The organism is Faecalibacterium sp. OM04-11BH, assembly GCF_003482185.1.
In the GTDB taxonomy this organism is placed as follows: Bacteria; Bacillota; Clostridia; order Oscillospirales; family Ruminococcaceae; genus Faecalibacterium; species Faecalibacterium tardum.
Genome location: NZ_QULS01000005.1, coordinates 1 through 14185 on the forward strand (window position 1 = coordinate 1; position 14185 = coordinate 14185).

Annotated in this window: 13 protein-coding genes and 1 tRNA gene; 10 read left to right on the top strand and 4 right to left on the bottom strand. The window is 58.1% G+C overall.

Features of this window, described 5'->3' with window-relative positions; all coding sequences use genetic code 11:
* Nucleotides 1–553: 553 nt before the first annotated feature.
* Nucleotides 554–1126 (top strand): hypothetical protein, encoded by a 573-nt coding sequence (locus tag DXB44_RS14765; protein WP_243111046.1) that lies wholly within the window; start codon nucleotides 554–556, stop codon nucleotides 1124–1126.
* A gap of 193 nt (nucleotides 1127–1319) precedes the next feature.
* Here the strand turns inward: DXB44_RS14765 and DXB44_RS06020 are convergent.
* Nucleotides 1320–1403: transfer RNA gene (locus DXB44_RS06020), tRNA-Leu, on the bottom strand.
* 189 nt (nucleotides 1404–1592) lie between these two features.
* Here DXB44_RS06020 and DXB44_RS06025 point away from each other — a divergent pair.
* The 8 genes from DXB44_RS06025 to rfbB all read left to right on the top strand — a co-directional run bounded on the left by DXB44_RS06025 (nucleotide 1593) and on the right by rfbB (nucleotide 10591).
* On the top strand, nucleotides 1593–2639 hold the full coding sequence (locus DXB44_RS06025) for a SpoIID/LytB domain-containing protein (protein ID WP_118658086.1): 1047 nt from the start codon (nucleotides 1593–1595) through the stop codon (nucleotides 2637–2639).
* A 128-nt stretch (nucleotides 2640–2767) separates the two neighbouring features.
* Nucleotides 2768–5182, top strand: coding sequence for a glycosyltransferase family 2 protein (locus DXB44_RS06030; protein ID WP_118658087.1), 2415 nt, complete (start codon nucleotides 2768–2770; stop codon nucleotides 5180–5182).
* 7 nt (nucleotides 5183–5189) lie between these two features.
* Nucleotides 5190–6014 (top strand): glycosyltransferase, encoded by an 825-nt coding sequence (locus DXB44_RS06035; protein ID WP_243111048.1) that lies wholly within the window; start codon nucleotides 5190–5192, stop codon nucleotides 6012–6014.
* Between the two features lie 13 nt (nucleotides 6015–6027).
* Entirely contained in the window at nucleotides 6028–6960 is a 933-nt protein-coding gene (locus tag DXB44_RS06040) for a hypothetical protein (protein WP_118658089.1), read from the top strand.
* Nucleotides 6961–7181: 221 nt separating this feature from the next.
* Entirely contained in the window at nucleotides 7182–8069 is an 888-nt protein-coding gene (gene rfbA, locus DXB44_RS06045) for a glucose-1-phosphate thymidylyltransferase RfbA (RefSeq protein ID WP_118658090.1), read from the top strand.
* Between the two features lie 22 nt (nucleotides 8070–8091).
* Entirely contained in the window at nucleotides 8092–9009 is a 918-nt protein-coding gene (rfbD, locus tag DXB44_RS06050; protein ID WP_005927376.1) for a dTDP-4-dehydrorhamnose reductase, read from the top strand.
* A 44-nt stretch (nucleotides 9010–9053) separates the two neighbouring features.
* On the top strand, nucleotides 9054–9506 hold the full coding sequence (locus DXB44_RS06055; protein ID WP_118658091.1) for a hypothetical protein: 453 nt from the start codon (nucleotides 9054–9056) through the stop codon (nucleotides 9504–9506).
* 20 nt (nucleotides 9507–9526) lie between these two features.
* Nucleotides 9527–10591, top strand: coding sequence for a dTDP-glucose 4,6-dehydratase (rfbB, locus tag DXB44_RS06060; RefSeq protein ID WP_055187037.1), 1065 nt, complete (start codon nucleotides 9527–9529; stop codon nucleotides 10589–10591).
* A 97-nt stretch (nucleotides 10592–10688) separates the two neighbouring features.
* Here rfbB and DXB44_RS06065 read toward each other — a convergent pair whose 3' ends face one another.
* The 3 genes from DXB44_RS06065 to DXB44_RS06075 all read right to left on the bottom strand — a co-directional run bounded on the left by DXB44_RS06065 (nucleotide 10689) and on the right by DXB44_RS06075 (nucleotide 13012).
* Nucleotides 10689–11201: a hypothetical protein gene (locus DXB44_RS06065; protein ID WP_118658092.1), complete on the bottom strand. Its 513-nt coding sequence runs from the start codon at nucleotides 11199–11201 to the stop codon at nucleotides 10689–10691.
* Between the two features lie 57 nt (nucleotides 11202–11258).
* A complete protein-coding gene (locus tag DXB44_RS06070) occupies nucleotides 11259–11768 on the bottom strand; it encodes a hypothetical protein (protein WP_118658093.1) in 510 nt (169 codons plus the stop codon).
* 632 nt (nucleotides 11769–12400) lie between these two features.
* Nucleotides 12401–13012, bottom strand: a complete 612-nt coding sequence (locus tag DXB44_RS06075; RefSeq protein WP_243111050.1) for a uridine kinase — start codon at nucleotides 13010–13012, stop codon at nucleotides 12401–12403.
* A gap of 320 nt (nucleotides 13013–13332) precedes the next feature.
* Between DXB44_RS06075 and DXB44_RS06080 the strand changes: the two genes are divergently transcribed.
* Nucleotides 13333–13920 (top strand): DUF3793 family protein, encoded by a 588-nt coding sequence (locus DXB44_RS06080; protein WP_118658094.1) that lies wholly within the window; start codon nucleotides 13333–13335, stop codon nucleotides 13918–13920.
* The last annotated feature ends 265 nt before the right edge of the window (nucleotides 13921–14185 follow it).

A 14185-nucleotide genomic window follows, 5' to 3' on the forward strand; every position in this document is an offset into this window, starting at 1 on the left:
AGATGAGGTTCAATGGACTGCAATGAGTATTTCATTCAAGCTTTTAAAAATAAACCGCTGAGCAATATACAGCAGGCACAATTCAGCATCGGCTGGAGGTTTTGCCCCGTTTGCGGACACAAGCTCTACCAAAAAGAAGAGAGCTGTTCAGGCACTATCCGCATAAAGTGTCTCAAGTGCGGCAACGTAGCAACGATTGATTTAGCCTACCGCAGGCGCTGATTGCTTTATAGGCAAAACACAATTTTAAAAATCGGGTGCATTGCACCCTGAATATGGACTGTTCGTCACCGAGCAACGGGCCATTGCCGCAAGGCAATGTATGAAATGCGCACCAAATAGCCGGGCAACAGCTGATAGAGTGATTCTGCTTTTAGAACCGCTCTGTTAGTTGGTTGTCCGGCTATTTTTTTAGCCTTCAGGTAGCCTGCTCCCGTAAAAAGGAGCAGGCTTTATGTTTGTCTGTTTTTCGTGGATGCCCCAAGCGGCGAAATATCCGTAGCCTTCCAAATTTTCGACTTTTCACGACTTATCGAAAATTTGGAGGTTTACGATGTTTTTTAATAAGGGCTATGAGTTGAAGAAGTTTGAAGCACACTGGGAAAAGCTGCGCATTGAGTACGCGGCTGCGGGAATGACGGAAGATGCCATCCAGAAGATGTACGACTATGACCGTCAGCAGTTCAACGCCGAACGCGCCCATCTGGAGCGGACGCAGGAGCTTTCGACCGACACGTTTGAATGCAGTGAGGATGAAAACTCTCCGTTGATGAAGCGGTATCGGAAAGTGACCACAGTAACCGATACTTACTTTGAACGAAAGCGGCTGTCTTTAAAAGCGCTCACTCCGCGCGATCTGGAAACGTTTTTCCGCTATGAGCGTCAGCAGGAGGAAGCGACCGTACAGCAGCTTCTGGATTGGCACAGGGAGCTGACCGATGCCCTTCAGTATGCTGTTGACAGTAACTGGCTGAAAGAGAACCCCGTCAAGACGGTTGAACCCTGCCTTGATAACTCCCCGGTACTTTTCAACGATTTTCTCATGGACTGGTTGAAAATGATGAAGTCCCGCGTGGCAATCACGACCTATGCAAACTACGAGATCGTCATCACATGCTGCAGATAAAAAAGAAAACTCCCCCAGACAAGCTGAGGGAGCTTCTTTTTATGCCGGTGGTGGGGGTCTCCCGCGCACTGAGCGACAGCCCGCAGGGCTGATCGCTCGCCCTGCAAAGCAGGGCCGTGCTGTTCGACCCGCTCACACGCCGCAGATAAAAAAGAAAACTCCCCCAGACAAGCTGGGGAAGTTCTCTTTTTTATGCCGGTGGTGGGGGTCGAACCCACACGTGTTATTAGCACAAGGGATTTTGAGTCCCCCTCGTCTGCCATTCCGACACACCGGCGCATGTTTTTGAACGACTTTTATTATACCGGATTCTATGGGTAAAATCAAGAGGAAGTTTTGCACCTTTTCTCAAATTGTCCCGCCCGGCGCAAAATACATAACTCCGGTTCTTGCCCGGCGGCGCGGGCTGTGCTACACTAAGGTCATATCAAAACCTAAAATATGCCCACAAGGAGGGAACCGGACTTTGAAACATCTGCATTCTTTTGCCCGCCGCGCGGCGGCGTTTCTGCTGGCGGCGGTGCTGTGCGTCTGCATCCCGGCGGCAGCGGCTTCGGCTGCCACAACCATCGGCGGGGCCGATACGACCCTGATCCCCGCAGAGGACGAAAACTGTCTCAGCTGGCTGTTTGGCTCCAAGGATAAGATCACCATGCCCTACCTGAACATCAAAGGACAGGGGCTCAAGCGCAATGTCACGCTGGATCTGGTGGACTGTCTGGTGGGCATCACCTACACCGAGCTTGGCTCCATTGGCAGCTATGTCAGCGCCAGCGCCGCGCAGCAGGCGTGGAAGGCGCAGGCGGTGGCCATCCACTCTTATCTGGAATACCACAAACAGTACGGTTCGTCCACCAATGCGCTGATCTACACCCCGGTCAATCAGATCCCTTCCTCTGCCCGCAACGCCATCCGCAAGGCGGTACAGGCGGTCAAGGATGAGGTACTGGTGTACAATGGCAGCGTGTGCGATGCGGTATGGTCGGCCAGTGCAGGCTACAACACCCAGACCGGCGTGTACGGCACCTGCGCCAGTCTGGACGCGTGGGGCACGGATGTGCCTTACCTCCAAAGCGTGGAAAGTCCCTACGAGGAGCAGTACCACAACCTGCTGCGCCGGGTGATCGGCAAGGACTACACCTATATAGAATACAACGACAGCCGCACCGGCGAGCCCTACCAGAGCGCCGACACTACCCACAAGGATCTGGGCGGCTTTGTACAGTACAACACGCTGGTGTCCAACGGGCGCAGCTACCGGTACATCAACCAGTTCGTTTCCTCCCGCTACTGCTTTGACTTTGGCACCGATGCCAGCGGCACCCCCTGCATGACCTACTACGGTTTTGGTCACGGCGTAGGCATGAGCCAGTGCGGCGCAGTGGGATACGCCGCCGAGAAAGGCATGAATTACAAGCAGATCTTACAGCACTACTACACCGGGGCGAAGATCCGTACCCGCACTACCCGCAGCGGCGGATTGTTCGGCTGGCTGGCGGGGCTGTTCGGCTGAGCAACAGTTTGACTGAAATTTTGGAAAAACCTTCTCAAACGCCGCAGGATTTGGTATACTATATCCGTTTGTGAAAAATGAACGGGAAACATAACTGCGTAGAAAAGCGCACGGATTGGAGTATCAGCATGGAGTTGGATCAGGAAAAGCAAAATCAGGAGGCCGCCGAGCGCTGTCGTGCACTGGCACAGCGCATCGTGCGGGAGCTGGCTCCCCGCAGCGTACAGGTGCTGGAGGACAGCGGGCTGCTGGAAAAAGCTTTTTGTAAAATGAATACTGCGGTGGTGCAAAGCGCCCCGGAGCTGCTGGTGGTGGCAGACCCCCAGTGGGTCAGCCTGCCCGCCGTACAGGCGGAAAAAGTGCTGCTGGTGTGCGCAGAGTACGCCGGCATGGCAGACTGCGCAAAGCAGCTTGCTGCACAGGGCTTCTGCCGGGAGCTGGCATGGAAGGATCACGGCAAGGAGCAGCTGACCGCGCTGTTCTGCCGCATGGATGCCCCGGAGCTGCCGGAACTGGAAAACGGCTACGAGCAGCAGCTGGACGTTCTGCGGGAGCGCACCCTGCTGGCCGAGCGCACCGCCGCCGAGCAGTCTGCCCAGCTGGAGCGGCTGCGCAGCGACCTTTCCCTGAGCCGCAGCCACGAGCAGAACTTGGAAAAGACCCTGAACAGCGTGGTCAACTCCACCTTCTGGAAGGCCAGCTGGCCGCTGCGGTATCTGGTAAGCAAGTGCCGCCAGCTGTGGCGCACCTTCCCGCTGTTCGTCTTTTTTGCCACCCTGCGCCGGGTGGGCTTTGCAGGCGTAAAGGCACAGGCCAAGGCCAAAAAGGAGTATAAAAAGCTGTTCCCGGGTAAGGCGATGCCCGCCGACCGCTTTGCGGACGTAGAACTGCTGGTGCGGCAGGCCGCAGACCAGCCCGCTGCACCGCGCATCAGCATCGTGGTGCCGCTGTACAACACCCCCCACGATTTTCTGGTGGAACTGCTGGACTCGGTGCAGAACCAGACCTACCGCAACTGGGAGCTGTGCATGGTGGATGCCGGGCAGGACGCGGACGTGGGTGCCCTCGTGCAGGAGCGCGCCAGCACTGACAGCCGCATCCGCTACCAGAAACTGGACAGCAACGAGGGCATTGCGGGCAACACCAATCAGGGCTTTGCCCTTGCCACCGGCGAGTATATCGCCCTGCTGGATCATGACGACATTTTGCACCCCTGCGCACTGTGGTATGTGGCGGAAGCCATTGCCAAGCAGGGCGCGGACTTTGTGTACACGGACGAGGTGACCTTTGAAGGGGATATCGACCATCTGACGGTCTACCACTTCAAGCCGGATTATATGTTGGATAACCTGCGCTCCAACAACTATATCTGCCACCTGAGCGTGTTCAGCGCGGCGCTGCTGGCAAAGGTGGGCGGCGATGAGCGGGCAGAGTTCAACGGCAGTCAGGATTACGACCTCTACCTGCGCCTGACCGAACAGGCGGAAAAGATCGTGCACATCCCGCATCTGCTGTACTACTGGCGTTCCAGCCCGGCCAGCGTAGCCAGCAACATCTCTGCCAAGACCTATTGTCTGGAAGCAGCCATGAAGGCCCTGCGCGCCCACTACGAGCGCATGGGCGTGCCGGTGGACGCGGTGACCATGGTGCCCAATACCCCGGGCTTCTACAAGACCGATTACACCATTACAAAGCCCGGGCGGGTCAGCGTGCTGATCCCCAGCTGCGACCATTCGGGCGATTTGCGGGTGTGCGTGGAGTCCATCTACCGCAAGACCACCTACCCGGATTTTGAAATCATCATCATCGAGAACAACAGCAAGGAGCCTGCTACTTTCCGCTGCTATGAGCAGCTGCAAAAGGAGCACCCGGACACCCTGCATGTGCTCACATGGCAGGGCACCGGCTTCAATTACAGCGCCCTGAATAACTTTGGCGCACGCGCTGCCACCGGCGAGTATCTGCTGCTGCTCAACAACGATACCGAGGTCATCTCTCCCCGCTGGATGGAGGAGATGGTCATGTACGCCCAGCAGGACCGGGTGGGCTGCGTGGGCGCAAAGCTGCTCTACCCGGACAACACCATCCAGCACGCGGGCATCGGCTTCGGCTTCCTGACGCTGGCGGCGCACATGCACAAGAACTTCCCTGTGGGGCACCCCGGCTATATGGGGCGGCTCTCCTACGCGCAGGACGTGTACGCAGTGACTGCCGCCTGCCTGATGGTGCGCAAGGACGTGTACGAGCAGGTAAACGGGCTGGACGAGAGCTTTGCCGTGGCCTTCAACGATGTGGACTTCTGCGTGCGCGTGCGGGAGGCAGGGTACACCAACGTGTTCACCCCCTTTGCGCAGCTGTACCACTACGAGAGCAAGAGCCGCGGGCTGGACGAAAGCCCTGCCAAGCGCAAGCGCTTTGCCTCCGAGGTGGAGCGCTTCCAGAAGCGGTGGGCAAAGCAGCTGGCTGCGGGCGACCCCTGCATGAACCCCAACTTTGACCTGATGAAGGAGGACTTCAGCTTTGACATCAAGCCGCTGGAGTGAGCCTTCCGTGACCCAAGATAAAACGAAAGGGGAAACGCAGATGGAGCTTTCGGCCTGTATCGTGGTGTATAACGGCGCCGGGGAGGCCATCAGGGCCGCCCAGACCGTGCTGGACTGCACCCGCCGCTACCCGCTCACCTTATATCTGGTGGATAACGCCAGCCCGGACGGCAGCGGCCAGCAGCTGACCGCCGCCGCCAAGGACGGCACCCTGCGCACCGTCCCCGGGCAGACAGTGCAGGTGCTCTGCCGGCTGGAAAACGGCGGCTTCGGCACCGGGCACAACACAGTGCTCTCGCTGCTGCACAGCCGGGTGCACTTTATCCTCAACCCGGATATCCAGCTGACGGCGGACACCCTGAGCGACCTTGCGGACTGGATGACGGCGCACCCCGGTGTGGTGATGACCCGCCCGGGGCTGACCTTCCCGGACGGCAGACCCCAGCAGCTGCCGCTGCGCCGGTGCAATGTGCGCGCCATGGCCTACCGCCAGCTGCCCTGTCTGCGCTTCTGGGCAAAGTGCAACGACCGCTACCTGATGGCAGACAAAGACCTGACAAAGCCCACCGAAATTGAATTCTGCACCGGCAGCTTCTCGGCGGTGGACACTGCCGCCTTCAAGGCCGTGGGCGGCTTTGACGAGGGGTACTTCATGTATGTGGAGGACGCCGACCTTACCCAGAAGATGCGCACCCGGGGCAAGGTGTATCTGGTGCCCCAGTACACCGCCATCCACGCATGGCACCGTGCGGCGCACCGCAGCCTGAAGCCCTTTTTGTGGCAGCTGCGCAGCCTGCTGCGCTACTTTTCCAAGTGGGGCTTTGCGTGGTAAAAGAGGTACTGCCATGAAGATGAGTGAAGTGCTGCTGATCAAGCTGGATACGAATGGATTTGAGCGTTTTTACAACCGGAAAATGCAGGAATGCGGCTGCACGGTGCTGCCGATCAGCGATTTCCGCCGGGAAAAATACGGCCTGAGCGTGCTGCGGCCGCTACAGCTCCGGCAGCTTACGCCGCGCTATCTGGCGCAGTATCGGCTGATCGTGCTGTTTGAGGAACCGGCACTGTTTTTGTACCTGAAAAAACGGATCGACCCGAGCCGGACAAGGCTGGTGCTCTGGAACTGGAATATCACCAATCGCACATGGCTGCGCGGAAATGCTCCGCTGCGCCGCCGTTGCGAAAACTGGACGTTTGATGCAGTAGATGCAAAAAAGTTTGGCTGGAAGCTGAACGAGCAGTTCTATTTTGCGCCGGAGACCCTGCCCGTCCGGGAAAACGCAGACGGCAAAGCCGGTCTTACGGCGTTTTCGGCCTGTGTCGATAAGGGACGCTATCCCATGATGAAGGAAATGCGGGAGGCGCTGCGCAGGCAGGGCGTTGCTACGGATTTCTGTCTTGTAAGTGAGCCGCTCCGGCGGTATGCGGCTGAGGACGCCGCGTGGATCAAGACAAAAGGACTGCCGTACGAAGAGTTTTTGCAGCACACCATCCAGAGTGACATTGTGGTGGAGGTGGTGCAGAGCCGACAGGTGGGCATTACGGTCCGGGCGCTGGAGGCAATGTTCTATCACAAAAAGCTGATCACGAACAACGCTGCGATCCGTAAGACCCCGCTGTATCATCCGTGCAACGTCCTTATCTGGGAGCCGGGTGTGCAGGAAAAACTGCCTGCCTTTTTGCAGGCGGCGTATCAGCCGCTGCCGGAAGCGGCGGAAAAACGCTACACCTTTGCGGCATGGCTGGATAACTTTTTGCAGCCGGGAGCAGCAGATTGAGTGCAGCCAAAGAAAAATACAGGAACGGCTTTTCCAGAGAATTTTTTCTGGAAGAGCCGTTCTTTCTTGCTTTTTCTGTATTTTCATAGTAAAATAAAGTGTACTGCTATCGTCTTTTGCAAAAATGCGGACGCAGCAGACCCAAAATTGTTTACAGCGGACGCAGCTCCGCTTTGAATTAAGCTGCACATCTTTTTATCAGAAAAAAGGAGTGCACAAGTATGAAAGGCATTATTCTCGCCGGCGGTGCCGGCACACGGCTCTATCCCTTGACCATGGTCACCAGCAAGCAGCTGCTGCCGGTCTACGACAAGCCGATGATCTACTATCCGCTGTCCACCCTTATGCTGGCTGGCATTCAGGATATCCTGATCATCTCTACCCCTACCGATACGCCCCGCTTTGAGGCGCTGCTGGGCGATGGCAGCCAGTACGGCATCCATCTGCAGTATAAGGTGCAGCCCTCCCCGGATGGTCTGGCACAGGCCTTTATTCTGGGCGAGGAGTTCATTGGCGACGACTGCTGCGCCATGATCTTAGGCGATAACATTTTCTACGGCAACGGCTTCTCCAAGCTGCTCAAGAGCGCCGTGGCTAACGCAGAGAACAAGGGCCGCTGCACCGTGTTCGGCTACTATGTGCAGGACCCCGAGCGCTTTGGCATCGTGGAGTTCGACAAGGACGGCAAGGTGCTCAGCGTGGAGGAAAAGCCCCAGCATCCCAAGTCCAACTACGCCATCACCGGCCTGTACTTCTACAACAAGGAAGTGGTGCAGATGGCAAAGCAGGTAAAGCCCTCTGCCCGCGGCGAGCTGGAGATCACCACCCTGAACGATATGTACCTGAAGAAGGGCGAGCTGGATGTGCAGCTGCTGGGCCGCGGCTTTGCATGGCTGGACACCGGCACGATGGAAAGCCTTGTGGAGGCTGCCGACTTTGTGCACATGATCGAGAAGCGTCAGGGCATCAAGATCAGCGCACCGGAGGAGATCGCTTTCAAGTACGGCTGGATCGACCGCGACACCTTGCTGGAAAGCGCCGAGCGCTACGGCAAGAGCCCCTACGGCCAGCATCTGAAGAACGTGGCCGACGGCAAGCTGCGCTACTAAGCATAAGGAAAGGCACATTGGTATGAAAATCATTGTCACAGGCTGCAAGGGGCAGCTGGGCACAGAGCTGCTCAAGCAGCTGCAGGAGGGCCGCAGCGAGCTGGGCCCCATCCCCGAAAAGCTGCTCAACGCTACGGTGATCCCGGTGGATCTGCCGGAGCTGGATATCTCCAACTACAGGATGGTGGACGAGTTCGTGCGGCGCAACCGCCCGGATATCATCATCAACTGCGCCGCCTACACCAACGTGGACGGGTGCGAGGTGCACCACGACGATGCCTTTAAGGCAAACGCCCTTGGCCCCCGCAATCTGGCGCAGGCTGCCGAAAAGACCGGCGCACGGCTGGTGCACGTTTCCACCGACTATGTGTTCTCCGGTCGGGAGAACGGCGGCATCCCGCAGGATGAAGCCACCCTGCCCGGGCCCATCAGCGCCTACGGCTCTACCAAGCTCATGGGCGAAAAGTATGTGGAGCGGTTCTGCCACCGCCACTTTATCGTGCGCACCGCGTGGCTGTACAGCTACTACGGCAAAAACTTCGTCAAGACCATCGTGAACGCGGGCAAAAAGTTCGGCAAGCTGGAAGTGGTCAACGACCAGTGCGGCAACCCCACCAACGCTGCCGACCTTGCCCACGAGATCTTGCAGCTGTGCGTGACCCACGAGTACGGCCTGTACCACTGCACCGGCGAGGGCATCTGCTCGTGGTACGATTTTGCTGCCGAGATCATCCGCCTTTCCGGTGTGGACGCTACCGTTGCCCCCTGCACCAGCGAGGAGTACAAGGCAAAGCACCCGGACAGCGCCGACCGCCCCAAGTGGAGCGCACTGGACAACCGGATGCTGCGCTGCACCGTGGGCAACGATGTCCGCGACTGGAAGGATGCGCTGGCCTGCTTCTTCGCCCACTGGGACGGCGAAAACGGCATGAAGGGCTGAGAAAAAACTGAAAATACCCCCTGCGGAAGAACTGAGGATGTATCATGTTTGATGCGATTTTTGGCAAATCTGTCAAGATATTAAAGATCCTTGCAAAGGTGCAGTGTGTGCTGGCCTTTGTGCTTGCAGCCATGCTGTGTGGCGCGGTCCATGAAATGCTGAAGCCCTTCAGCCGGTTTTCAGCCATCGTGCTGGGGCTGGTGGTCGCCGTGGTGTTCTGGGTCTTGCAGATGTTTCTTGCATGGGCGCTGTACGCCTTCGCGGAGCTGGTGGAGTACACCAAAGAGACCCACAAGGAACTCAGCAACATGAGCGCGGGTCTGGCGCGGTACACCCAAGCCACCTATGAGGAGCTTCACAGCATGAACAAAGGGCTGGAAGCATACACCGACGCCATGGGCAAGACCATGAACAGCATTGTGGCAAAGCACTGCTGCGCCGAGGAGGAACGCGCCCGCGCCGCAGCCCGCCCGCAGTCCGGGGACAACAACAAATAAATAAAGAGGGATACTGACCTATGAAAACCTATCTGATCACCGGCTGCGCCGGTTTTATCGGTTCCAACTTTGTGCACTATATGCTCAAAAAATACCCGGAGATCCTGTTGGTCAATCTGGATAAGCTGACCTACGCGGGCAATCTGGAAAACCTGAAGGACGTGGAGGGCGACCCCCGCCATGTGTTCGTGCAGGGCGACATCTGCGACAAGGAGCTGGTGGAGAGCCTGTTTGCAAAGTACGATTTTGACTACGTCATCAACTTTGCCGCCGAGAGCCATGTGGACCGCTCCATCAAGAACCCCGAAATTTTTGTGCAGAGCAATGTGATGGGCACCGTCAACCTGCTGCAGCGTGCCAAGGAGGCATGGTATGACGCCGATGCCAAGACTTGGAAAGAGGGCAAGAAGTACCTGCAGGTTTCCACCGATGAGGTGTACGGCGCTCTGGGCGCAGACGGCTTCTTTATGGAAACCACTCCGCTGTGCCCCCACAGCCCCTACTCCTCCTCCAAGGCAAGCGCCGATATGTTCGTCATGGCCTTCCACGACACCTACGGCATGCCGGTGAACATCACCCGCTGCTCCAACAACTACGGCCCCTACCAGTTCCCGGAGAAGCTGATCCCCCTGATGATCAACAACGTCAAGCACCACAAGCAGCTGCCCGTCTACGGCGACGGTATGCAGATCCGCGACTGGCTGTATGTGGAGGATCACTGCAAGGCCATTGATATGGTGGCAAACGGCGGCAAGATCGGCGAGGTGTACAACGTGGGCGGCCACAACGAGCGCCCCAACATCTTCATCGTCAAGACCATCATCAACCAGCTGCACGACCGTCTGCAGGACGAGGGCATCAGCGAGGAGCTCATCAAGCACGTCGCCGACCGTCTGGGTCACGACCGCCGCTACGGCATCGACCCCACCAAGATCAAGAACGATCTGGGCTGGTACCCCGAAACTCCCTTTGAGAAGGGCATCGTGCTGACCATTGACTGGTACCTGAACCACGAGGAGTGGATGAACCACGTCACCAGCGGCGACTACCAGAACTACTATCAGGATATGTACAAGAATAAGTAACAGCCTGTAAATCAAGCAAAACCAAAAGCCGGACAGCCCGCAAGCTGTCCGGCTTTGTTCTGTTCAAGGGGTGTTATTCTGTGCGGGGAAGGGGAAATCAGTAATACACGGCGCAGCTCCAGTACATCTGTCCGTCAATGGTCACAACGGCAATGCCGATGTGCTTGTAATCTTCATCCATGAACTTACCAGAGCCTTTCAATGCTGCCCACAACTCTGCCTTGCCCTCCGGGGTGTTGGCTGGAACCATGGCATCCAGAGTGTAGATCCACTTGTTATCCTCTCTAACCCAATCATAGCCAAAATCCATATCTGAAGACCAGCCCTCAGTCGCGCTGCCCCAATCATCAAGGGCTTTATCTGCTTCGCTCTCTGGCAGCACGGTCTTACCGGCGGCGCGGAAGTGCTCTATCAACTCCTGCTCGGCATCAGAGAGCTGTTTTACTTCCTCCAGCTGGTCAAGGCTAGGGTCAAGGCTTGCGCGGTAGCTGTTGATCTCGTCCAGCAGCCGCTGCTTTGCCTGCTGCTCGGTCTCGGCCCCGCAGGCGGTCAGCACCAGCAGCAGCGCACCGGTGAGCAAAAGGGCGGTCAGTCTTGCCAGTTTTTTCATAAGGGTTATCCTCCGTTCTTTTTACAGGTTCATGTTGGGTCTGCGGGGAAGGGAAAATCAGTTTCTGAACACGTCACAGGTCCAGTACATCTGGCCATCAATGGTCACAACAGCAATGCCGATGCTCTTGCATTTATCATCAAAGGTACCAGAGTCTCTCAATTCTTTCAACAGCTCTGCCTTGCCCTCCGGGGTGTTGGCTGGAACCTTGGCAGACAGAAAGTCGATTTGCTCGCCATCCTCTCTTTCATCCCAACCCCAGCCGAAATCATCAAAACACACCCAGTCCGCGGTCATGCTTTCCCATTTTTTATAGGTTGCCCCCGTTTCGCTGGATAGCAGCACAGTAGTGTTGGCGGCGCGGAACTGCTCTGCCCAAACCTGCTCGGCATCAGAGAGCTGTTTTACTTCCTCCAGCTGGTCAAGGTGGATGCTTGCGCGGTAGCTGTTGATCTCGTCCAGCAGCCGCTGCTTTGCCTGCTGCTCGGTCTCGGCACCGCAGGCGGTCAGCACCAGCAGCAGCGCACCGGTGAGCAAAAGGGCGGTCAGTCTTGCCAACTTTTTCATAAGGGTTATCCTCCGTTCTTTGTTGTAGTGTGGCGTTGCTTTCTTCGTGATTATAGTTTAACAGATGCCGCCCACCCCATGCAAGCGCGATTCGATGCAAAATAACCCCCATTCACGCAGGGAGAGAGAAATATTTCCCGCCTTTTTGGGCAAAGTGCGCAAAGAAACCCTCTCAGTCACCTGCGGTGACAGCTCCCCCGAATGGGGAGCACGCCCTCTCAGGCGCTCCCGCGCCAGCTCCCCCAAGGGGGGAGCCAAGCCGTTAAGCTCGTTGCTAAAGTTTTAAGTGTAATGAGAAAGTTTCTGGCAGTGCTCTTGGCTCTCCCTTTGGGAGAGCTGGCAAGCCCGACAGGGCTTGACTGAGAGGGCGCAGCAAGGCTAATGGGTGCTGCCCCTCATCCGGCGCTACGCGCCACCTTCCCCCGGCGGGTGAAGGCTTCAACGGCGGTGACAATGTTTCCGGCAGCACCCAAAGGCTCCCTCTCAGAGGGAGCTGGCAAAGCCGTCAGGCTTTGACTGAGGGAGTTCCCTCCCGTGAAAATGGAATAGCGGAGCGTCCGCAGACGCTCCGCTATTCCGAAATTATAAATATTCTTTCCGCTATTTATGCGCAGAGCAACGCGGCGCGCATTCTAAATCGTCCCGCTCCCGGTGGTCTCCACCACAAAATCCGCTGCTTCCTCAACGCCGTACTGCGCAAAATAGCCCTCTTCCAGCGGCACCCACCGGGCGGCAAAATCCGCGTAGCGGGCGCCCTCCCGCGCCTGTAAGCGCCGGGTCTGCTCGGCCTTGGTGCAGGTCACAAACACCCGCAGCGTCTCGTAGGGGCGCAGCAGCGGGTGGTGGCTGTAGCTGCCCTCTAAAATCACCAGCGGCTGCGCGGGCAGCTGCACCGGGGGCAGATAAGCCCCTTCCCGGCAGCTGTACGCCCGGTAGGTTACGGGCTGCCCCGCGTAGGCCGGGCGCAGGGCTTCGTCCCGCAGGCGGGTAAGGTCCATGTTGGCGCAGGGGGTGTGTGCCCAGTCCGGGCTGCGCCGGGCGGGCGGCAGGTAGAAATCGTCCGTGCGCAGCAGGGTGCAGCCGGGCAGCTGCGCCGCCAGTGCGTTGGCAAGGGTAGTCTTGCCGCTGCCGCAGCGGCCGTCCAGCGCCAGTACCAGCGGGCGGGTGGGCTTTTGCGCCAGCGCAGCGCTCAGCAGCGCAGACAGGGCGGACGCGGTGATGGGTGTGGGCATGGGTGTGGGCATGGGGGTGAACCTCCTTGGCAGGGGTGCGCCCCAAGGGGCAGACCCGATAATACCCCATTATACCACAGCCGCCGCCGGAAGGGTAGCGCGGGTGTGGTTTGCCATAAATAACTTTTTTGCTGGAAAGGCTTGACACAGCCGGTGGTGCTGTGGTACACTACTGGCGTTAGAAACAACTAACCATGTGAGACCCCACCGGCAGTGCCCGCAGCCCGGGCGTGCTGCTTCTTTTTTGGAGTGACGGTTAGCTGTGTCTTACTTATAACGGCCCGGCATCCGGGGCATACTGACCCCGACACCGCCGCCAAAGGAGAACCGCCATGGAGCGTGATTTTGAGACCGTAATGATCGAACAATGTGCCCCGGTACTGGCGGGGCTGAAGCCTGCGGGGCTGTTCCGCTACGAAACGCGCGACCGTGCCGACCTTGCCCGGCGGGTGGCGGGCTGGAACGCCCAGCTGAACCCCAAGGGCTTGCAGGTGCGGGTGCTGCGGGGGTGCATTGCCACCCGGCAGTATCTGGTGTACGTTTACCGCGCCGCCAAGCTGCAAACGGTGCTGGCAGATGTCGCTGTGCGCGGCTTTTTAGCCCGGGAGGGCTACCGTCTGCCGGAAGATGCCGCGGACTGCAACGCGCTGCTGGACCAGCTCAGCCTGCGGCTGTGCTGCGCGGCGGAGGCGGCGGATTTCCCTCATGAGATCGGGGTATTTCTGGGCTATCCGCTGGAGGACGTCGTGGGCTTTATCCGGCACCGGGGCAAGTGCTTTACCTGCTGCGGGTGCTGGAAGTCCTACGGCGACCCTGCCGCCGCCCGGCAGCACTTTGACCAGCTGGCCAAGTGCACGGCGGTGTATCTGCGGCTGTTCCACAGCGGCACGCCCATTTTAAAGCTGGCAGTCGCCGCCTGAAAAATTGATATTCTCTTTTCAAATACTCTCTTTTATCCTGGCAACTCTCCTATGCATCCGACACAGGAGAGAGCGATCCTCCTTTTTACACATGACCGCCCGGTGCAGCTTTGACCCCTGCGCCGGGCAGTCGTGCGTTTGGGGGACGATTTTGAATGGCTTCCGCTGCGCTCTAGCCATCTTCAGCGGAAAGATTATTTGTAATTTCGGGATAGCGGAGCGCCTGCGGGCGCTCCGCTATCCCATTTTCACGGGAGGGGTCGTA